The organism is Arthrobacter sp. BG3 (genome assembly GCF_056680185.1).
In genome coordinates this window covers 3,277,356-3,297,626 of record NZ_CM155270.1, presented here as the reverse complement: position 1 = coordinate 3,297,626, position 20,271 = coordinate 3,277,356, and the positions used below count along the sequence as shown (strand labels likewise).

The following is a 20,271-nucleotide window of genomic DNA, read 5'->3' as shown; positions in this document are numbered from 1 at the left end:
CGGGACGCGATTTTAGTGGTGTGGGCTAGACGTTGAAGCGGAACTCCACGACGTCGCCGTCGGCCATGACGTATTCCTTGCCTTCAATGCGGACCTTGCCGCGGGACTTCGCCTCGGCCATGGACCCGGCTTCGATGAGGTCATCGAAGGAGACGACTTCGGCCTTGATGAAACCGCGCTGGAAATCCGAGTGGATCACACCGGCGGCCTGCGGGGCCGTGTCGCCCTGGTGGATGGTCCAGGCCCGGGTTTCCTTCGGTCCTGCCGTCAGGTAGGTCTGCAGCCCGAGGGTGTGGAAGCCGACGCGGGCCAGCTGGTCGAGTCCGGATTCGTCCTGCCCGTTCATTTCGAGCATTTCGCGGGCCTCTTCCTCATCCAGCTCAACGAGGTCTGACTCCAGCTTGGCGTCGAGGAAGATGGCGTCCGCCGGGGCAACCAGGGTCCGGAGTTCTTCCTGCTTCTCCGGGCTGCCCAGGATGCCCTCGTCCGCGTTGAAGACGTAAATGAAGGGCTTGGCGGTCAGGAGGCTGAGCTCCCTGAGGTGCTCCATCTCCAGTTTGTCGCTCTTGACCGAGGCGAAGATGGTGTCGCCGCGTTCCAGCACCGTCTGGGCCGCCTTGATGGCGGCCAGTTCGCCGGCTTCCCGCTTCTTGATCTTGACTTCTTTTTCGATCCGGGGAATGGCGTTTTCGATGGTCTGAAGGTCAGCCAGGATCAGCTCAGTGTTGATCGTCTCCATGTCGGACCGGGGGTCCACCTTGCCGTCGACGTGGATGACGTCGGGGTCATCGAACACGCGGACAACCTGGACGATGGCCTCGGCCTCACGGATGTTGGCGAGGAACTTGTTTCCCAGGCCTTCGCCCTCCGACGCGCCCTTGACGATCCCGGCGATGTCCACGAACGACACCGGTGCGGGCAGGAGGCGCTGGGATCCGAAGACGGCGGCCAGCTTGGCAAGCCGCGGATCCGGAAGGCTGACGACGCCGACGTTCGGCTCGATCGTGGCGAACGGGTAGTTCGCTGCGAGCACCTGGTTGCGGGTCAGTGCGTTGAAAAGAGTTGATTTGCCGACGTTGGGCAGTCCGACGATGCCAATAGTAAGAGCCACGAGTACTAATTCTACCTGCTGCCGCCGGGGTCCTCCACGACGGCCCGTCCGGCGCCTGGTTCACCGCCAACAGGGAGTCGGCCCGAAACTGTCACAGGGGCGTGCCAAAGTGAAGGCATGGACGCTTTTGCACTGATTCTTTCCCTTCTGATGCTTCTGGTCGGCGCGGTCGCCGGCGCCGCCGTGGTCTACCTGCTGGTCCGCCGCCGCACCCAGGCGGTGGAGCAGGACTTCGACGCCGTGTCGGGCCGGCTCTCGGAGGTCAGCGCGCAGTTCGCCGCGGCCGACGCCGAAAGGCGGCTGCTGGCTGCCCAGAACCGGGAACTCGGCGAGTCCCGGAACCAGGACGGCAGCGTGCTGCGTGCCCTGGCGCCGGTGGCCGAAAAGCTCACCGCGGTCCAGCAGCAGGTGTCGCTCCTGGAGCGCGACCGCCTGGAGCAGTATGGCCAGCTGGCGCAGCAGCTCCAGGAGGCCCGGCTGTCCGACGAACAGCTGCTGCGCTCAACGCATGCGCTGGAGTCCGCACTGCGGTCCAACAGCGCCCGCGGCCAGTGGGGCGAGGTGCAGTTGCGCCGCGTGGTCGAGGCGGCAGGGATGCTGCGCCACGTTGATTTCCACGAGCAGGTGCACAGCGGGCAGACGCAGGGCGCCGCAGCGGACACCAGCGTCCGGCCCGACCTCGTCGTCCAGCTTCCGGGCCAGAAGCAGCTCGTCGTCGACGCCAAGGTGCCGCTCTCCTCGTACCTGGCGGCACAGGAGCTGGGCGCGTCCGCCAGCGGGCAGCTGCACGCGCAGTCGCTGGGTGGCCAGCAGGCCCACCTGCTGGCCCACGCCAAGGCCCTGAAGGCTCACGTGGACGCGCTAAGCAACAAGAAATACTGGGACATTCCGGGCAACTCCCCGGAACTTGTGGTCTGCTTCCTGCCGGCCGAGTCGATTCTGGCGGCCGCGCTGTCCGCGGACCCGGCGCTGCTTGATTACGCCCTGTCCAGGAACGTGGTGCTGGCCAGCCCGTCGACCCTGCTGGCGGTCCTGAAGTCCGTCGCCTTCACCTGGCGCCAGGACGTGCTGACGGACAGCGCGCGGGAGCTTTTCGAACTCGCCCACCAGCTCTATGAGCGGATGGGAACCCTCGGCGAGAATGTCACCAAGCTCGGCGCCTCGCTCAAAACGTCAGTTGACCGCTACAACTCCATGGTGGGAACGCTGGAGGCCCGGGTGCTCCCGACGGCACGGAAGCTCAACGCCCTGGATGCGGCGGGGCTGACCACGCCCGCAGCTGTGGAGGTGACACCGCGTTCCGTGGCTGCCCCGGAACTCCAGCCCGGGAACGGTCCGGCAATCGGGTCCGGCAGCCGGTCGGCGAACGGAACCGCGGGCGATGCCGCCGACGAGGACCGCGAGTCCGCGGCCTAGGAGGTCTGGGCGGGGCGTGAGCCGCGGCCGCCGAGGGCGCGGGTCACGTCGCCGGCCTGCTTCAGCGTGGCGCGGAGTTCCTTCGGCAGCGAGAAGAGCAGGTCCTCCTCCGCCGTGACGACTTCCTCGACCGAGCCGTAGCCGTAGTCGGCGAGCAGCCGCAGGACGTCCTTGACCAGGACCTCCGGGACGGAGGCGCCCGAGGTCACGCCGACGGTGGCCACACCCTCAAACCAGGACTCGTCCACCTCATTGGCGAAGTCCACGCGGTAGGAGGCCTTCGCGCCGTACTCCAGGGCCACCTCCACGAGCCGGACCGAGTTCGACGAGTTGGCCGATCCGACCACAATCACCAGGTCAGCCTGCGGCGAGATCTTCTTGATGGCGACCTGCCGGTTGGTGGTCGCATAGCAGATGTCGTCGCTGGGCGGATCCTGCAGGGTCGGAAACCGCTCCTTGAGGAGCCGGACCGTTTCCATGGTTTCGTCGACGCTGAGGGTGGTCTGGGAAAGCCAGATGACCTTCTCCGGGTCCCGGACCGTGACCTTGTCGACCTCATGCGGTCCGTTGATGATCTGGATGTGTTCGGGGGCTTCGCCGGCGGTTCCTTCGACTTCCTCGTGGCCGTCGTGGCCAATCAACAGGATGTCGAAGTCGTCCTTCGCGAAACGCACCGCCTCCTTGTGCACCTTGGTCACGAGGGGGCAGGTGGCGTCGATGGTCCGCAGCCCCCGGTCCTCGGCAGACTGCACCACGGCAGGTGAGACACCGTGGGCGGAGAAGATCACCAAGGCGCCCTCGGGGACCTCATCGGTCTCGTCAACGAAAATCGCGCCCTTTTCCTCGAGCGAGCTGACGACATGCACGTTGTGGACGATCTGCTTGCGCACGTAGACCGGCGGGCCGTAATGCTCCAAGGCTTTTTCCACCGCGATGACCGCACGGTCGACGCCGGCGCAGTAGCCGCGCGGGGCGGCGAGCAGGACCTTCTTCGGGCCGGAGACGGCGGCAGCCGCCAGCACGTCCTCCGGCGTACGCCGCCGGCGCGGAACGGTTGGCATCGGAATGGATACAGCGGTGGAGGTCATCCCCCAATGCTACCGGTGTTGGGCCGCCCGCCGACGAAGCGCAGGACGATTCCGGCGGCAAGCAGGACGCCGCCGGCCACGGCGGTCACCATTGTCCACTGGGCGAAACTTGAGCTGGCGGCCGAGACGAACTCGCTCTTGAAGATCTCCGCAACTTCGTTCCCGCTGCTGGTTCGCGCCACCGCAGCGCCGACGGTGCCGGCGGCCAGTGTCCAGGCGCCGGCCAGCACAAGGGCTCCGATTCCGATACCGGCCAGGACAGTCCAGCGCCGCCGGGCGGCGACGAAGGCGAGGGCGAAGGCGATGAGCGCGCCGACGGCCGCGGCGTAGCCCATCGGTGCGTAGGCGGATATCCGCTCAAGGATCTGCCGGTGCTCGGGCTGACCGATGGTGATCAGCAGCTGGTCGGGCGCCTCCAGCGGCAGGGTGGTCGCGTCCGCCACCTGTTTCGCCACCAGGCCGACGAGGGGCGCAAGGTCCAGGGTCAGCGAGGTGGCAGCGCCGGCACCGGCCGGCAGGGTCGCGGGGTCCGCGAAATTCAGCCGGTGGCTCCTGCGCAGGGTTTCAGTCCAGGCATCGGGGTAGCCGGGCATGCTGGTCAGGGACTGGGCCGCGCTCTTCAGGATTGGCGTGACCAGCCCACTCAGCCCTTCGGGGATCCGCTCCGCGCCGAGGCTGCCGACGGCGGCCGAAGCAAGCCGCTGCTGGAACACAGGGTCTTTGCCCAGCGGGGCGGTGAACGCCACGAAGCCGTCCTCCTGGACGATGTTCCGGTCCACCCACATGGCCGGAACGGCGACCGCCGCAAGGACAAGCCCAATGAGTACTGCTACGGCCGAGACAAAAGTGCGCACAAGAATTCCTAGTTGGTTGGTGGGTAGTGCCATCCTACGGGGGCGGCGTGCGGAACGATAAAGTCGGTCCCCGGTGATAGAGCTATGGATAGAGTTGAAACCGACAAGTTCGAGCTGTCTGCCGGTGGCCCCTCCTGACGCGCAATCGCCGGGGGTTTGCCTGCGGACAGCACCGCCCCGGCAAAGGACACCCACCCGTATGTACAAGGCCATCTCCGCCCAGGGGCACCGGCATGTCTGAAGACGTCGCGGCGGCCACGACGGTTCCGGGCACGGCTGCGGAAACCAGCCCGGAAAACCCCTGGCCGCTGCAGCTGCTGTCCCAGAAACTCAAGATGCACATCGACCGTGCCCCGTCCGCGTGGGTCGAGGGACAGGTCATCGAACTGAACCGGCGCGGGACCAACGCCTACCTGACGCTGCGGGACGTCGACGCTGAGATTTCCCTGCCCGCCTCCGTCTGGACCAAGGTGCTGGACCGGCAGGACATCCCGCTGGAACGCGGCTCCCGGGTCGTGGCGCTGCTCAAGGCGGAGTTCTGGCTCAAGACGGGCCGGCTGAGCATGTCCGTGAAGGACATCCGGCCGGTGGGGCTAGGGGATCTGCTCGCCAGAATCGAGCGGCTGCGCCACGCCCTGGCCGCGGAAGGGCTGTTCTCCGACGCCCGCAAGAAGCCCCTGCCCCTGCTCCCCCACCGGATCGGCCTGATCACCGGCCGCGACTCGGACGCCAAGAAGGACGTGCTGCGCAACGCCGCCCTGCGCTGGCCCGCCGTCGAATTCGAAGTCCGTGAGGTGGCCGTCCAAGGCAACACCGCCGTCGCGCAGATCATTGCCGCGCTGCGCGAACTGGACGCGCACCCCGAGGTGGACGTCATCGTCATCGCCCGCGGCGGCGGCGCCCTGGAGGATCTGCTGCCCTTCAGCAATGAGGAACTTATCCGGGCGGTATCCGGGGCGTCAACCCCGGTGGTGAGTGCGATCGGCCACGAGGCGGACCGGCCGATCCTGGACGATGTCGCGGACCTGCGCGCCTCCACGCCCACCGACGCTGCGAAGCGGATCGTCCCGGACGTCGTGGAGGAACTCGCCCGCGTGCGTCAGGCCCGCGACCAGCTCCGGCGCGGCGCCACCCGGCTGGTGGAACGTGAAACGGACCGGCTGGCCTCGCTGCGCTCCCGCCCGGTGCTGGCCTCCCCCGAGGTTATGGTCAGCATCCGGCACGACGATATTGAACGGCTCAAGGGCCGCTCCCAGTCGGCCGTCACCACCGCCGTCGTCCGGGCCGCGGACCAGCTGGTCCACCTCAAGGCCCAGGTCCGCGCCCTCTCGCCGCAGAAGACCCTCGACCGGGGGTACGCCGTGGTGCAGCTCGCCGATGGCGGCCAGGAACCCGGCACCCGCCGCGACGTGGTGCGGCACCCTGCCCAGGCACCCTCGGGGACGCCGCTGACGGTCCGCGTCGCCGGGGGCCGGTTCACCGCGGAGTCGACCGGCGGCCAGGAACCCGCCGAAGACTGATGGACCAGCCCACCCGATCGACCCGTCCTGCGGGACACAGCAAGGAGCAGCACGCCATGGCAGCAGAAACAAAGCCCAACGCCGACATCGAGTCCCTGAGCTACGAGGAGGCCCGCGAGCAGCTCGTCGGCGTCGTCAGCCGGCTCGAAGCCGGCGGAGCAAGCCTCGAGGAGTCCCTCGCGCTCTGGGAACGCGGCGAGGCGCTGGCCAAGCGCTGCGAACAGTGGCTGGAGGGGGCCCGCAAGCGGCTGGCCGCGGCCCGCGACCAGCCCTCACAGGACAGCTAGCCGCAGGCCGCCGGTCAGGAGCGCTCCACCAGTTCCCGTTCCATCGCGACGTCCAGGTCCGGAACCGGCCACTGCAGCTTGAGGCCTTCCAGTGCGTCGAGCAGCAGCTGCTGGACGGCGATGCGGGCATACCACTTCTTGTTGGCGGGCACGACGTGCCACGGGGCGAGCTCGGTGCCCGTCTTCTCGAACGCCTTCTGGTAGGCGTCCATGTAGTCGCTCCAGAACGCGCGTTCCTTCAGGTCGTTGCTGCTGTATTTCCAGAGCTTTGCCGGCTCATCCAGCCGTGCGAGGAGCCGCTGCTTCTGTTCGTCCCGGCTGATGTGGAGCATGACCTTGACGATCTTGGTGCCGGCGGCCGTCTGCCTGGCCTCGAATTCGTTGATCGCGTTGTAGCGGCGTTCGAGTTCCTTCGGATCTGCCCAGCGGTGGACGCGGTGGATCAGGACGTCCTCGTAGTGGGACCGGTCAAAGACGCCCACCATTCCGGCGGCCGGCACTTCCTTCTCGATCCGCCACAGGAAGTCATAGGACTTCTCCTCCGGGGTGGGGGCCTTGAACGACTTCATCTGGACGCCGTGCGGGTTCATGGCTCCCATGACATGGGTGACGATCCCGCCTTTGCCGGCCGTGTCCATGGCCTGCAGGATCAGCAGGATGCGTTTGGTGCCGCCGAAGCGGGACTCGGCGAAGAGCTGCTCCTGGAGCATGGCGAGGTTGTCATCCAGGTCAGCGAGCAGCACCTCGCCGTCGTTCTTATCCCCCGGATAGCCCGGGGTGGAATCCGGATCCGCGGCTTTCAGGCTGAAGCCTTTGCCCACCTTCAGGGTGTCAGAAGGGTGGTCCTTGAATCTCACGACGTCCGCCATCACAAGCCTCTTTCCGGTTCGGGCAGCCTCCGTTCGGAGCGCCGGACAACCGCCCGCGCCGCGCTGCTGAGCCTAGGCTAGTTCCCCTTGTACCGGCTCAGGAAGTCCGCCATGCGGTTGATGGCCTCTTCGAGGTCCTTCACCAGCGGCAGGGTGACCATCCGGAAGTGGTCCGGGCGGACCCAGTTGAAGGCCCGTCCATGGGAGACAAGGATTTTCTGTTCGCGCAGCAGGTCCAGGACGAACTTCTCGTCGTCGCGGATGCGGTAAACCTCGGGATCGAGCTTCGGGAACAGGTACATGGCGCCGCGGGCCTGCTGCGTGCTGACGCCGGGAATGGCGTTGAGCATGTCATAGGCCTTGTTGCGCTGCTCGAGCAGGCGCCCGCCCGGCAGGATCAGGTCGTTGATGCTCTGGTACCCGCCCAGCGCCGTCTGGATCGCGTGCTGGGCCGGGACGTTCGCGCACAGGCGCATGTTCGCGAGCAGGTTGATGCCCTCGAGATAGTCCGCGGCGTCCTTCTTCGGCCCGGAAATGGCCATCCACCCGGCGCGGTAGCCGCAGACGCGGTAGGCCTTGGACAGGCCGCTGAACGTCAGGCACAGGACGTCGTCGCCGGTGAGGCTGGCCATGTTCACGTGGACGGCGTCCTCGTAGAGGATCTTTTCGTAGATCTCGTCGGCGAACAGGACCAGGCCGTGCTTCTCGGCCAGCGCGACGATCTTCTTGAGGGTGTCCTCGGGATAGACGGCACCGGTGGGGTTGTTGGGGTTGATCACCACGATCCCCTTGGTGCGCGGGGTGATCTTGGCTTCCAGGTCCGCCAGGTCCGGCTGCCAGCCGGACTCCTCGTCGCAGAGGTAGTGCACGGGCCGGCCGCTGGCCAGGGCGACGGAGGCGGTCCAGAGGGGGTAGTCCGGGGTGGGGATCAGGACCTCGTCGCCGTCGTCGAGCAGCGCCATCAGGGACATCGTGATGAGTTCGCTGACGCCGTTGCCCAGATAGATGTCATCGACGTGGATGTTCTGGATGCCGCGGGTCTGGTAGTACTGCGAGACAGCGGTGCGGGCGGAGAAGATGCCGCGGGAATCGCTGTAGCCCTGGGCATGCGGCAGGTGGCGGATCATGTCCACCAGGATCGCGTCCGGCGCTTCGAATCCGAACGGGGCCGGGTTTCCGATGTTCAGTTTGAGGATGCGGTGACCCTCTGCCTCCATCTGCTGGGCGGCCTGAAGGATCGGTCCACGGATGTCGTAAAGGACATTATGAAGCTTGGTGGACTGCTTGAATTCTGCCATTCATCAAATATGCCATATGGCGGATGTACTTCCGGCGAGATCCGTCTCACAGGGGTGTCCCGCCGTCACAGGCACAAAAACGGCGACGGCGGCCGGTCCTCCCCCGTAACCGGGGAGAGGTCCGGCAGCCGCCGTCGTTCGTCAAAGAGGTCTCGGAGCGCCTTTTACTTGACCAGTCCCTTGTCCTTGAGCCATGCGGCCGCAGCGTCCTTGGGATTCTGCTTCTGGCTGCCGCTGACTGCGCGGTTGAGGTTGATCAGGTCCTCGGTGGTCAGGACCTTGGACACGGCGTTCAGGGTTTCCTTCGCCTTGTCGGTCATCTTGGCCTTGCTGTACAGCGGGAGGACCTGCTGGGCGATGAAGTTGTTCTTCGGATCCTCCAGCACCACAAGGTCGTTGTCCGCGATGGACGGGGTGGTGGTGTAGATGTCGGCCACCTGGACCTGATCAGAGAGCAGGGCCTTGAGCGTGACTGCCCCGCCGCCGTCGCTGAATGGCTCCAGCTTCTTGGGCACGCAGTTGTAGTTCTTCGCCAGGCCGGGGAGCCCGTAGGCGCGTTCCGCGAAGGTCGCCGGGGCGCCCACCACGATTTCGCTGCAGACCTTGGCGAGGTCCTCGATCGACTTCAGCTGGTACTTCTCCGCGGTGGCTTTCGTGACGACCATCGCGTCCTTGTCCTCGGCCTTGGAGGGCTCCAGCACGGCCAGGCCCTCGGGCAGTTTGCCCGGCAGGGCCTTGTAGATGTCCTCGGCCGAGACCTCGGTGGCGTCCTTGCTGACGTGCAGCAGCAGGTTGCCGCTGTAGTCCGGGACGACGTCCACCGATCCGTCCTGGACGGCCTTGAAGTAGACCTCGCGGGAACCGATGTTCGGCCGGGTGCTCGCCGTGACGCCGGCCCCGTTCAGTGCCCCGGCGTAGATCTCCGCGATGATCTGGCTCTCGGGGAAATCGGCGGATCCGATGACGAGGGCCGAGCCCGAACCGGACGCGGCCCCGCCCGTGGCGGGGGCTGAGGACAGCGGATTGGAAGAGCCTGCGCAGGCTGACAGTGCCATGGCCAGGCCGACGCCGGCGGCCAGGCCGCCGAATGCGCGCCTGCCGAGTGCTCGTTGGCGGATTTCCTTCATGACGTACCTCCTTGAACAACAGTCCCCGCGGTTACAGGGTCTGTGAGATCAACCGCAGCCTGATGGCTCCGGTTTGGCTGGGAAGAGGCTCCCCGGGACAGGAACAGCCTCTGGATGAGTGCGAGGACGAGGTCGACGGCGATGGCCAGTCCGGCGATCAGCAGGGACCCACCCAGCATCTGGGGGAAGTCGGAGAGCACGAGCCCGTCGAACAGGTACCGTCCCAGGCCGCCGAGATTGATGTAGGCCACCACCGAGACCGTGGCGATGGCCTGCAGCACCCCGGTCCGGAACCCGCCGAACATCACGGGCAGCGCGTTCGGGAACTCGGCGCGGAAGAGCACCTGTTGCTCCGTCATGCCCATGGCCCGTGCGGCGTCGACGACGTTCCGGTCCACGCTGGCGATGCCGGCGTAGGTGCCGGCGAGCAGCGGCGGGACGGTCAGGATCACGAGGGCCCAGATCGGCGGCATCAGCCCGATGCCGGCGAGCAGGACAAAGAGTGTGAGCAGGCCGAGGGTCGGCAGGGCACGGAGGGCGCCGGCGACGGCCACGGCGGCAACCCGCCCGCGGCCGGTGTGCCCCACGTACAGGCCGATGGGGACGGCGATGGCGGTGGCGATCAGCATGACCAGGCCGGTGTAGAGCAGGTGCTCGGCCAGCCGTGCCGGGATTCCGGCGCTGCCGGCCCAGTTCTCCGGATCGCCGAGCCAGTCGAAGGTGTCCGTGACGACGTTGCTCATGAGGCACCGCCGGCAGTCTGCGCGTCGGAAAGCCGCAGCGCAGCGGCAGCGGGGCCCGTCTTGTCCTGGCTGGCGTCGGCACCCGCGCCGCTGGTGGCCGCGGCGCGGGTCCAGGGGGTCAGCAGCCGCTCGAGCACGACGAGGACGGCGTCCATGAGCAGGGCCAGGATGAGGATGGCGATGATGCCCACCGCCACTTCGGTGACGAAATCGCGCTGCAGGCCGGAGGTGAACAGCATCCCGAGGTTGCCGATGCCAAGCAGGGCCGCGACGCTGACCAGCGAGATGTTGCTGACTGAGACGACGCGCAGTCCGGCGAAGAGCACCGGGAGGGACAGCGGCAGATCGATCTGCAGGAAGCGGGCAAACGGCTTGAACCCCATCGCGACGGCGGCCTGGCGGAGATCCTCGTCGACCGAGTCAAAGGCGTCCAGGGTGGCCCGCACCAGGAGGGCGATGGCGTAGATCGTCAGCGCCACAACGACGTTGACGGGATCCAGGATCCGGGTGCCCAGGATGGTGGGCAGGATGATGAAGAGGGCCAGGGAAGGGATCGTGTAGAGCAGCGAGGAACCGGTCAGGACCACGGACCGGAGCCCGCGGTTCTGCCGGGCGAGCTGGGCCAGCGGGACTGCGATCAGCACCCCGAAGATCATCGGCAGGATGGCGAGGACGAGGTGCTGGCCGGCGAGGCTGAAGACCTGCGCGCTGTTGGCCAGGAACCAGTCCATCAGAGCGCGCCCTGGCGGACGTGCCGGTCCGCTTCGATCACGGCGAGGACCTCTTCGGCGGTGATCACGCCGGCGACCCGGCCGTCGGCGTCCACGGCGACGCCAAGACCGGAGGGCGAGGACAGGGCAGCATCGAGGGCGCGGCGGAGCGTGTCGCCCTTCCGGAAGAGGGATCCGCCGGGAACCGTCGCCGCGCCCCTGCCCGGGCCCGACCAGCCGAGCGGGCGCAGGTCATCATCGACCACCAGTTGCCACTCGCCCGAGGCGCTGCCGTCCAGCGTGAGTTCCGCGGTGGTGATGGTCCGGGCGGGGTGCACGGTGACGCCGTCGGACGGGCTGAAGCCCAGGTGCCGGAAGCCGCGGTCCCGGCCCACGAAGGACGCCACAAAGTCACTGGCCGGGGCGCGCAGTATTTCCTCCGGGGTGGCGTACTGCGCCAGTTTGCCGCCGAGGCCGAACACCGCCACCTTGTCCCCGAGGACGGTGGCCTCGTCAATGTCGTGGGTGACGAAGACGATGGTCTTGGCCAGGTCGCGCTGGAGCCGGAGGAGTTCCTGCTGGAGTTCGTCGCGGACCACGGGGTCCACGGCGCTGAAGGGCTCATCCATGAGCAGCACGGGAGGGTCGGCGGCGAGCGCCCGCGCCACCCCGACGCGCTGCTGCTGGCCGCCGGACAGCTGTGAGGGGTACCGCTTGCCCAGCGCTGAGGCCAGCCCGACGACGTCGAGCAGCTCCTGCGCGCGCTTCCGCGCGTCGGCCTTGGACACACCGTTGAGCCGCGGCACGGTGGCAATGTTGTCCAGCACGGAACGGTGCGGCATCAGCCCGGAGGACTGCATTACGTAGCCCATGGAACGGCGCAGCTTCGCGGCCGGCACGGAGGTGACGTCCTCGCCGCCCACGGTTATGGTTCCGGAGGTCGGCTCGACCATGCGGTTGATCATCCGCAGCGAGGTGGTCTTGCCGCAGCCGGAGGGACCGACGAAAACCGTGATGGCGCCCTTGTCGATGGACATGGTCAGGTCGTCCACAGCAGCCTGCCCGCTCTGGTACTGCTTGGTGACGCTCTGGAACTCGATCATGGCTTCAGCCATTTCCGGGCTTACCTAACTGTTGGCGGCAACATCGGACGGTCCAGCCAACTGATCATAGACACGCTGATTTTTGGCTGTAAAGAAGGTAGGACCCAGCCTAGCCAGCGCGACTGACAAAGTCAGGGATATCGTCAAGGGCACTGTGACTGACGTAGCAGTTCGTAGGCAGGGCGGCTTTGGATGGGTGCCGGACCGGAAAAGTTTTCCGCCGCGGCCTCTCCGGCCTCCCTGCCCCGCCGCCACCACCGCCACCACCCAGGCAACGCGGGGTCACTTCGCGCCCGTCCGGGGCCCCCGGACGGGCGCGAAGTGACTCCGCGTTGCTTCTGGGGGTGGGCCGGTCAGCGTGTCCGCCGGGCGCCCCCGGCGTGGCCGCCCCGGCCGTTGCCGCCACCCTTTGACCCCTTCCGTTCCGCCTTCTCGTGGCTGTCCCGTTCTGCCGCGCGCTGGCTCTTGCCGGCAGCCGAGATCGTCTGCTGCCACTGCCTCGCGAAGGCGCGGCTGGCGGCAGCGTCGTGCCGCCTGGCCACGGCAGCGAGCTCGCGCTGGAGTTTCAGGTAGCTCGACCAGCGCCGGCCATCGAGGGACCCGTCGGCGAGTGCTGACTGCACCGCGCAGCCGGGCTCCCGGCCGTGGGCGCAGTCAGAGAACCTGCACTGTCCGAAGAGCTCCTCAAGATCGCCGAACATCGCCGCCATTCCGCCCCCGGCGTCGAACAGCCCGAAGCCGCGGACCCCGGGCGTATCCATCAGGACGGCTCCGCCGGGCAGCGGCACGAGTTCGCGGGAGGTGGTGGTGTGTTTGCCCTTGCCGTCACCGGCGCGGACGGCCCCGGTATCCTGGACTTCGGCGCCGACGAGGGCATTGATGAGGGTTGACTTGCCGGCGCCCGAGGGACCCAGCAGCACGAGGGTACCGCCGGGCGGCAGGTGGCCCAGCAGCTCGTCGAGGCCGTCGCCGTGTTCCGCGGAGGTGGTGACCACCGCGACGCCGGCAGCCTGGCGGATCACCGAGCCGACGACGTCGTCCGCCAGGTCGGCAAGGTCCGCCTTGGTGATGATGACGAGCGGGGTGGCTCCCGAGTCCCAGGCCGCGACGAGGGTGCGTTCGAGCCGGTTGTGGGTGAGCGGCCGGTCCACGGGTACAACGATGCCGACAATGTCCATGTTGGCGCCGAGCACCTGAGACTCCGATGAGGCTTCAAAGGCGCGTTTGCGGCTCAGTTCCGAGTGCCGCGGCAGAATCCCGGAGATGGCGGGCTCCCCCGCGGCACTGGATCCCAGCCAGACCCAGTCCCCTGTGGCGGGCAGCTCCCCGGTGGCGGGGTAAGGCAGATGAAGGGTCGTGCCGTGCGTGGCGACAAGAACCAGATTGCGGTCCACGCGGATGACCCGGCCCGCGCCGGTGCCGCCCGGCGCAGGGTGGCCCGCGAAGCGCTCGGCCACGGCGGCGGTGAAGCCGTAGTCCGCCGGACCCGCGGGAATGTTGGTGGTGATGGTGTGTGGGGCGCCGGACGCGCCCGGACGTGCAAAAGAAGCAGTCACTGGAAACCCTTTGATGGGGCCCCGAAGCACGTTCCGCGCTGCCGGCGGAAGGCCGGCAGTGAAAAGGCTAGTGGGTGCGGGTGGCCGGGGCAGGAATAAGGACCTGGCTGATAATCGGGCGCTGTGCGCACAGGAATTCCGCAGTCATTGTCCCCACCTCCCCGTCCTCGTCTGCCCTGCCGGTTGCTGTACCCGCTGTCGCCGGGTGCCGGTCCCGCCGGGACGTCCCGGCGGCGTCTTCAGAATAAACCGGACCCGGCGGCCCTGGCTAGGAATCCGTCCGCAAAGTTTGCTGTCGGGAGGAGTTCGCTGTCGTGAATCTTTGCCGTCAGGAGAGCTTGCCGTCAGGAGAGTTTGCCGTCCAGCGGGCGCTCGCGGTAAAGCCGGAGCGCCGCGTCGACGAGCGAGACCTTGTTCAGTCCTGCAACGTCCCCGAGCGGGATCCAGGCGGCGTGCGTGGTGCTGCCGTCCACCTCGTGCCGCAGCTCACCGCTGGTGACGGTCGCTTCGTAGATGAGCCGGAGGGACTGGAAATCGCGTTCGCCGCCGTCGATCCGGATCTCCGCAGGCCAGTGCCCGACGTCGATCCCGAGCATGGCGCCGACCTCAGCGTGGTAGCCGGTTTCCTCATAAATCTCCCGGCGGCAGCCGTCGACGGGGTGCTCGCCCAGGTCCAGGCCGCCGCCCGGCAGGGTCCAGCCTTCCTTGCCGCCCTGCTTCCAGTACGCCAGCAGGATGGCGCCGTCGCGGATGATGACCGCGTAGGCAGCGGGACGTGTGTCGAAGTTCAGGCTCATCCCTCCAGCGTAGTAGCCAGACAGCTTAGTGGCCGGTCAGCCGGGTCAGCCCTGTTCAGCCACGAGCTGCAGCACACCAAACACGGGGTCCTGTTCCAGGACGCGGACGTCGGTGACCCCTGCCGCGGCCAGGGCGGACCGGAAGGACCCCTGCAGGCGGGGGACGTTCATGCCCAGCCCGCCGCCCAGGATCACCGGGCCGTCGATGCCGAGCTGGCGGACGGCCTGCAGCGCCAGGGCTGCCAGATCCCGTCCGGCCTGGTCCACGAGTTCCTGGCTGGCGGCGTGGCCGGCGGCGGCAGCCTCGACCACCAGCCGGGCCCGCTCGGCCCAGTACCGGCGCCCGGTGTCCGCCGAATGGAAGAGCGCGATCAGTTTGTTGGGGTCGTCCACACCGCACGAGGCCAGCAGGGCCGTGGTCAGTTCGTCCGGCGCCAGGCCCTGGTTCATCCGGCGGAGGCTGTGGCGGACCGCCTCGCGGCCCAGCCAGTACCCGCTGCCCTCGTCGCCCAGCAGGTAACCCCAGCCGCCGGCACGCGCTTCGCCGCCGCTGCTGTTCCTGCCCCAGGCGGCCGAGCCCGTTCCGCCGATAACGGCAACGCCGGTGCTCGCTCCGCCGGCCGCCAGCAGCAGCCTCGAATCGTGGACCACTGTGATCCGGGCGCCCGGCACATGCGGGGCGATCAGCGCGGCGAGCGCCGCGGCGTCGGCGTCGGTATCGATACCGCCGGCTCCCGCGTAGACCTGGGCCACGGTTCCGCCGCCGATCAGGGCAAAGAGTTCCGCGAGATGGCGGGCCGCTTCCTCGCGGCTGACGTTCTGCACGTTCGAGCTGCCGACAGATTCATCGGCCGCGGCCCGGCCGTTCTCGAAGCGGACTCCGCGGGTTTTGGTCCCGCCGATGTCGAGGCCGATCACAGCACGGGCCGCGGTGGTGGAGGAAAGGTCGGAGGCCGCCGCCGGCGGGATGTCAGAATGGGTCACCAGACCAGCCTACTGAATCGTCTCCAGGAGTGACCCATGCCGCATACCCTCTTCGGCACCCGCATCATCGCGGCCCCCATGGCCGGCGGGACGTCGACGCCCGGCTTCGTGAAAGCCGTGCATGACGCCGGCGGCCTGGGCTTCCTCGCCGCAGGATACAAAAGCGTCGAGGCCATGCAGGCAGAGATCGGCCGCGCCCGGGCCCTGGGGGCGCGGTTCGGGATGAATGTCTTCGTCCCCGATCCCGCCCAGCTCCCGCCGTCGGAGGCCGTGCAGGCGCAGCTCGAGGAATACCGCGGGCAGCTGCGGGCGGATGCCCGGCGGTACGGCGTGGGGATCCCGCCGCTGCGGCTCGACGACGACGACCAGTGGCTGGGCAAAATCGAGGCGCTTCTGGCTGATCCGGTGGAACTGGTGAGTTTCGCGTTCGGGCTGCCGGGTGCCGATGTTGTGCGTGCGCTCCAGGGGGCTGGTTCCGCGGTGCTGGCCACCGTCACCACCGTTGCCGAGGCGCTCGAGGCGGCCGGGCAGGGCGTGGACGCGCTGGTGGTGCAGCATGCGAGCGCCGGCGGCCACAGCGCGGCCTTCCAGCCGCGCCCCGCAGCGTCCGACGCCTCCCCGGCTGCCGGGCACAGTGACAGCCTGCAGGGCACGACGGCGGAGCTGCTCACCCGGGTGCGGTCCGCCGTCCGGCTCCCGCTTCTTGCTGCCGGCGCGGTGATGGACCGGGCCGGGCTGGACAGGGTGCTGGCCGCCGGGGCCCAGGCAGCCCAGCTGGGCACGGCATTCCTCCGCACGGACGAGAGCGGCGCCCGGCAGCTGCACAAGGACGCCCTCGCCAGCCCGCGCTTCACGCAGACCCGGCTGACGAAGGCTTTCACCGGGCGGCCGGCCCGGGCGCTGGTCAATGAGTTCGTCCGGGACCACCCGGACGCCCCGGAGTCCTATCCCGCCGTGCACCACCTCACAGCCCCCCTGCGCGCGGCAGCGGCCGCCGCCGGGGATGCGGAACGGTTGAACCTCTGGGCCGGAACGGGCTGGCAGCAGGCGCGGACCGGTTCCGTGGCGGAGGTCATGGCGGGGCTGCTGGCCTGACGGACTGCCGGGCTGACCGGCCCGCCGCACCGCGCGCGCCCGCCCACGACCGCCACCTGCTCGTCACGGCACCCCACCCGCTCCTCCGCCGACCCGCCCTCGAAATCGCCGGAACGGCCCGGGATCGCGGGAAACTTCCGGCGATTTCGTTCCGCTGCGGCGAATTCGCGCCGGAAGAGGGCCGGCTCAGGTGCCAGAGCGGCCGCGGACGAAGCCTGCCAGGAGGGCCGGGCCCTCGCTGAGCACCAGCTCACGGAACAGCCGCACCGGGTCCGGCTCGGCGTCCGGTCCCCCGCGCCGTTCCCGCCACGCCAGGCCGATCTCCCGGAAGGCAAGGCTTGAGTCCAGGGCGAGCTCCACCCAGCCGAGGTCCCCGGACTGCGCCGGGGTGTGGTGGCCCGGGGCCAGCTCCCCGGGCGGGAGGATGCTTACCCCGAGTCCCGCCGAGACGAGCCCCCTGGCAGTGTGCGAGTCCTGGCTTTCGAAAGCGATGCGGGGCCGGAAGCCGGCCTCCCGGAACAGCGCGTCCGTCAGGGAGCGCATGCCGTAGCCTGCACCCATCGCCACGAATGGGTCATGCCGGATCTCCGCCAGGCGGGCGCGGCGGCGCTGGGCGAGCGGGTGCCGGTGGTGGACGACGAGCCGCAGCGGTTCCCGGTACAGGGCAGCCGAGGAGATCAGCCGGCTCGGCGCCGCGATCGGCGCGGTCAGCGCCAGGTCGGCGTCGCCAGCGGCAAGTTCAGCCAGGCAGCCGTCCCGTGCGCCCTGGCTGAGGTCGAAGGCAGGCTGGGGATGCCGACTGCGGAAGGCGCTGATCAGCAGCGGCAGCATCGCCTCGCCGAAGGTGTGCTGGAAGGACACCGCGATCCGGCCGCGCACCACTTCCGATTCGTGCCGGACCAGGTCCAGTCCGGTCTGGAACTCCTCCAGCGCGGCCTCGATATGGGGCAGCAGCGCCTTGGCCGCGGGAGTCAGCCGCACGCCGCGGCCGTCGCGGATCAGCAGTTCGGTCCCGATGATGCGGCTGGCCCGTGCGATTCCGCGGCTCACCGTCGACTGCGGCAGCCCCAGGACTTCGGCGGTCTCCGTGATGTGCTGGGTGCGCCCGAGCTCGGCCAGCAGCGGCAGCAGCGGAAGCAGTTGCACCAGCTGCCTGTGCTCTACGTCCACGGCCAGCCCCTCTCATCGTTCCGTATTTGCCATAGATTCTATGTGAATCATGCATTGGAAGCATTCCTTTGCTGAGCCTAGTCTGGGGAGATGCCACGACTGCCTCTGCTCCGCCGTCCCGCTGCCGAGCCCGGCGCCGCACCTGCGCCCGCGCGGGGCCCGGACGCCGCAGCCGGACCTGCCGTCTGGCCGGGGCATCCGAAGGGATCCGCGGCCTACCGGAAGATCCTCGCGGGGCTGGCCTTCGCCGGCGTCGCCACCTTTGCCCAGCTGTACTCCACCCAGGCGGTGCTGCCGATGATGGCAGCGGAGCTGCAGGTGACGGCGGCCGAGGCGGCACTCACCATCTCGCTGGCCACCGTGGGGCTGGCCGTGACGGTGCTTCCCTGGTCCTTCCTGGCCGACCGGATCGGCCGGGTCCGGGCCATGATGTGGGGCATTTCCGCCGCCACGGTCCTGGGCCTGCTGGTCCCGCTCGCCTCCAGCTTCCCGATGCTGCTGGGCCTGCGGATGCTCGAAGGCGCGGCACTGGGCGGCATCCCCGCCATTGCCATCGCCTACCTCAATGAGGAGGTCAACAAGGCCCATGCCGCGATGGCGGCCGGAACCTACGTCGCCGGCACCACCCTGGGCGGCCTCGCCGGCCGGCTGCTCGCCGGCTTTGTCGGCGAGCTGTGGGGATGGCGGGCCGCAGCCCTGGCCGTCTCGGTCCTCGCCGCTGTGACAGCGGCCCTGTTCGTTGCCCTGGTGCCGCAGGCCCGGGGCTTCACGGCCGCGGCTGCCAGCGGCTTCCGCGGGGCGCTCCGGACACTGGCGGGCCACGGGCGGAATCCCCGGCTGCTGGCGCTCTACGTCCAGGCGTTCCTGCTGATGGGCGGCTTCGTGGCCGTCTACAACTACCTGGGCTTCCGGCTCTCCGGTGAACCGTTCAGCCTGCCGGCCACCATCATCAGCCTGATCTTCCTCGCCTACCTCTCCGGCACGGTGTCCTCGCGCTGGGCCGGCGGACTGACGGAGCGCTTCGGGCGGCGCACGGTGCTGATCGCAGGGACGGTGCTGATGGTGGCGGGCCTGGCCCTGACGCTGACGCAATTGCTGGCGCTCATCATGGCGGGCCTGCTGCTGTTCACCGCGGGCTTTTTCGCGGCGCACAGCGTCGGCGCCGGCTGGACCGGCGTGATCGCCACAACCGGCCGGGCCCAGGCGGCCTCGCTCTACAACCTCGCCTATTACCTCGGCTCCAGCGTCATCGGCTGGGCCGGCGGCCTGGTCTTCCAGTCACTGGGCTGGACGGCCCTGGCCCTGACCGTGATGGGGCTTGCCTGCACGACGGCGGTGATCACCGCCGCCGTGCATCCCGCCCGGCCGGCCGCTAGCGGGTAGCTTCGATGGCCTGCACGAGGTCCGCCACGACGTCGGACGGATCCTCCAGGCCCACCGACACCCGCAGCAGGCTGGCCTGCGGCTTGGCGTCGGCGGCCACCGGCCGGTGAGTCAGCCCGGCCGGGTGCTGGATCAGGGTGTCGATGCCGCCGAGCGAGACCGCATGCGTGATCATGCTGACGGCGGAGGGAATCCGTTCGGCGTGCTCGGCGGTAGCCACCTCAAAGGCGATCAGCGAACCGGGACCGGCCATTTGCGTCCCGATCAGCCCCTGCGGATCGCACTCCGGCAGCCCCGGATAGAACACACGGCGAACCAGCCCGTGCCCGGCCAGGGCGGTCGCGACCTTCTGCGCGCTGGCCTGCTGGGCGCGCACCCGGACCGGCAGCGTGGCCACGCCGCGGTGCAGCAGGTACGCGGGCCAGGGGGTGAGGATGCCGCCGGTGACAGCGCGGATCTGGCGCAGCCTCGTGGTCCACTCCGGCGCCGCGGCTACGACGCCGCCCATGGCATCGCCGTGTCCGCCGAGGAACTTGGTGGCGCTGTGCAGCACCATCGCGGCACCGTGCAGGAAGGGGCGCTGGAGGATCGGGGTGGCGAAGGTGTTGTCGACCAGAAGCGGGACACCGTCGGCTGCTGCAGCCACGCGGGCGATATCGACGAGCTCCAGGCTCGGATTGGCCGGCGTCTCGAGGATCACCAGGCCGGTCTCGGGCCGGAGCGCGGCGTGCACACCCTCCGGGGTGGTGAACGTGACGTCGTTGCCGAGCACCCCCGAGGCAAGCAGGTAGTCACTTCCGCCGTACAACGGCCGCACGGCGACCACGTGCTTTTTGCCGGTGGCGACGACGGCGAGCAGCACCGCACTGAGCGCCGCCATGCCGGTGGCGAACGCCACGGCCTCCGGGGTGTCCTCGAGGACGGCGACGCCCTCCTCGAACCGCGCCACGGTGGGATTCCAGAGCCGCTGGTACACGGTGCTCTGGCCCTCCACGTGGGTACCGCCGGTGGCCATGTGCTCGTAGGCCAGGCCGCCGTCGTGCACGGAAGGAAGCGGTGCGGTGGTGGAGAGATCGATCGGTACTGCGTGCACACCCAGTTCCGTGAGGCCGTTCCGGCCGGCGTGGACAGCCAGCGAGTCTTGAGAAAGCACGTTGCTC

At 68.8% G+C, this 20,271-nt stretch carries 19 protein-coding genes; 5 read left to right on the top strand and 14 right to left on the bottom strand.

Translation table 11 applies throughout. The annotated features are described in order from the left end of the window. Positions 1-25: 25 nt before the first annotated feature. Positions 26-1,111, bottom strand: coding sequence for a redox-regulated ATPase YchF (ychF, locus tag AC1MFL_RS14850; RefSeq protein WP_226762024.1), 1,086 nt, complete (start codon positions 1,109-1,111; stop codon positions 26-28). A 117-nt stretch (positions 1,112-1,228) separates the two neighbouring features. Between ychF and AC1MFL_RS14845 the strand changes: the two genes are divergently transcribed. Beyond that, the gene (locus AC1MFL_RS14845; RefSeq protein WP_479810662.1) at positions 1,229-2,527 is read left to right on the top strand and encodes a DNA recombination protein RmuC; all 1,299 of its coding nucleotides are present in this window, start codon (positions 1,229-1,231) and stop codon (positions 2,525-2,527) included. On the opposite strand, the gene AC1MFL_RS14840 is transcribed toward AC1MFL_RS14845, so the two are convergent. Together AC1MFL_RS14840 and AC1MFL_RS14835 are read right to left on the bottom strand one after the other, a co-directional pair. Continuing rightward, positions 2,524-3,615, bottom strand: a complete 1,092-nt coding sequence (locus tag AC1MFL_RS14840; RefSeq protein WP_226762026.1) for a 4-hydroxy-3-methylbut-2-enyl diphosphate reductase — start codon at positions 3,613-3,615, stop codon at positions 2,524-2,526. The two genes, AC1MFL_RS14845 and AC1MFL_RS14840, sit on opposite strands and share 4 nt — an antisense overlap. After that, positions 3,612-4,469: a hypothetical protein gene (locus tag AC1MFL_RS14835; RefSeq protein WP_479810660.1), complete on the bottom strand. Its 858-nt coding sequence runs from the start codon at positions 4,467-4,469 to the stop codon at positions 3,612-3,614. The genes AC1MFL_RS14840 and AC1MFL_RS14835 overlap by 4 nt, the downstream gene beginning before the upstream one ends. Positions 4,470-4,702: 233 nt before the next feature. Between AC1MFL_RS14835 and xseA the strand changes: the two genes are divergently transcribed. Together xseA and AC1MFL_RS14825 are read left to right on the top strand one after the other, a co-directional pair. Continuing rightward, positions 4,703-5,989, top strand: a complete 1,287-nt coding sequence (gene xseA, locus AC1MFL_RS14830; RefSeq protein WP_479810658.1) for an exodeoxyribonuclease VII large subunit — start codon at positions 4,703-4,705, stop codon at positions 5,987-5,989. A 56-nt stretch (positions 5,990-6,045) separates the two neighbouring features. After that, complete coding sequence (locus AC1MFL_RS14825; RefSeq protein WP_301224891.1) at positions 6,046-6,276, top strand: exodeoxyribonuclease VII small subunit; 231 nt, start codon at positions 6,046-6,048, stop codon at positions 6,274-6,276. A gap of 14 nt (positions 6,277-6,290) precedes the next feature. Here AC1MFL_RS14825 and AC1MFL_RS14820 read toward each other — a convergent pair whose 3' ends face one another. From AC1MFL_RS14820 to AC1MFL_RS14780, 9 genes are all read right to left on the bottom strand, one after another. After that, positions 6,291-7,145, bottom strand: a complete 855-nt coding sequence (locus AC1MFL_RS14820; RefSeq protein ID WP_479810656.1) for a polyphosphate kinase 2 family protein — start codon at positions 7,143-7,145, stop codon at positions 6,291-6,293. A 77-nt stretch (positions 7,146-7,222) separates the two neighbouring features. Beyond that, on the bottom strand, positions 7,223-8,443 hold the full coding sequence (locus AC1MFL_RS14815) for a pyridoxal phosphate-dependent aminotransferase (RefSeq protein ID WP_479810654.1): 1,221 nt from the start codon (positions 8,441-8,443) through the stop codon (positions 7,223-7,225). Between the two features lie 164 nt (positions 8,444-8,607). Continuing rightward, on the bottom strand, positions 8,608-9,570 hold the full coding sequence (locus AC1MFL_RS14810) for an ABC transporter substrate-binding protein (protein ID WP_479810652.1): 963 nt from the start codon (positions 9,568-9,570) through the stop codon (positions 8,608-8,610). After that, on the bottom strand, positions 9,567-10,313 hold the full coding sequence (locus tag AC1MFL_RS14805) for an ABC transporter permease (protein ID WP_479810650.1): 747 nt from the start codon (positions 10,311-10,313) through the stop codon (positions 9,567-9,569). The genes AC1MFL_RS14810 and AC1MFL_RS14805 overlap by 4 nt, the downstream gene beginning before the upstream one ends. After that, complete coding sequence (locus tag AC1MFL_RS14800; protein ID WP_479810648.1) at positions 10,310-11,044, bottom strand: ABC transporter permease; 735 nt, start codon at positions 11,042-11,044, stop codon at positions 10,310-10,312. The genes AC1MFL_RS14805 and AC1MFL_RS14800 overlap by 4 nt, the downstream gene beginning before the upstream one ends. Continuing rightward, entirely contained in the window at positions 11,044-12,138 is a 1,095-nt protein-coding gene (locus tag AC1MFL_RS14795) for an ABC transporter ATP-binding protein (RefSeq protein ID WP_479810646.1), read from the bottom strand. Before AC1MFL_RS14795 ends, AC1MFL_RS14800 begins: the two co-directional genes overlap by 1 nt. Before the next feature lie 341 nt (positions 12,139-12,479). Beyond that, a complete protein-coding gene (rsgA, locus tag AC1MFL_RS14790) occupies positions 12,480-13,634 on the bottom strand; it encodes a ribosome small subunit-dependent GTPase A (protein WP_479815482.1) in 1,155 nt (384 codons plus the stop codon). Between the two features lie 392 nt (positions 13,635-14,026). After that, positions 14,027-14,479, bottom strand: coding sequence for an NUDIX hydrolase (locus AC1MFL_RS14785; protein WP_479810644.1), 453 nt, complete (start codon positions 14,477-14,479; stop codon positions 14,027-14,029). Between the two features lie 45 nt (positions 14,480-14,524). Continuing rightward, positions 14,525-15,448, bottom strand: a complete 924-nt coding sequence (locus AC1MFL_RS14780; RefSeq protein ID WP_479815480.1) for an N-acetylglucosamine kinase — start codon at positions 15,446-15,448, stop codon at positions 14,525-14,527. 51 nt (positions 15,449-15,499) lie between these two features. Here AC1MFL_RS14780 and AC1MFL_RS14775 point away from each other — a divergent pair, with 51 nt between their 5' ends. Beyond that, on the top strand, positions 15,500-16,558 hold the full coding sequence (locus AC1MFL_RS14775) for a nitronate monooxygenase (RefSeq protein WP_479810642.1): 1,059 nt from the start codon (positions 15,500-15,502) through the stop codon (positions 16,556-16,558). A gap of 186 nt (positions 16,559-16,744) precedes the next feature. On the opposite strand, the gene AC1MFL_RS14770 is transcribed toward AC1MFL_RS14775, so the two are convergent. Beyond that, the gene (locus AC1MFL_RS14770) at positions 16,745-17,728 is read right to left on the bottom strand and encodes a LysR family transcriptional regulator (RefSeq protein ID WP_479810639.1); all 984 of its coding nucleotides are present in this window, start codon (positions 17,726-17,728) and stop codon (positions 16,745-16,747) included. Positions 17,729-17,818: 90 nt separating this feature from the next. Here AC1MFL_RS14770 and AC1MFL_RS14765 point away from each other — a divergent pair, with 90 nt between their 5' ends. Then, positions 17,819-19,111, top strand: coding sequence for an MFS transporter (locus AC1MFL_RS14765; protein ID WP_479810637.1), 1,293 nt, complete (start codon positions 17,819-17,821; stop codon positions 19,109-19,111). Here AC1MFL_RS14765 and AC1MFL_RS14760 read toward each other — a convergent pair. Beyond that, on the bottom strand, positions 19,101-20,264 hold the full coding sequence (locus AC1MFL_RS14760; protein ID WP_479810635.1) for a trans-sulfuration enzyme family protein: 1,164 nt from the start codon (positions 20,262-20,264) through the stop codon (positions 19,101-19,103). The two genes, AC1MFL_RS14765 and AC1MFL_RS14760, sit on opposite strands and share 11 nt — an antisense overlap. Positions 20,265-20,271: the final 7 nt, after the last annotated feature.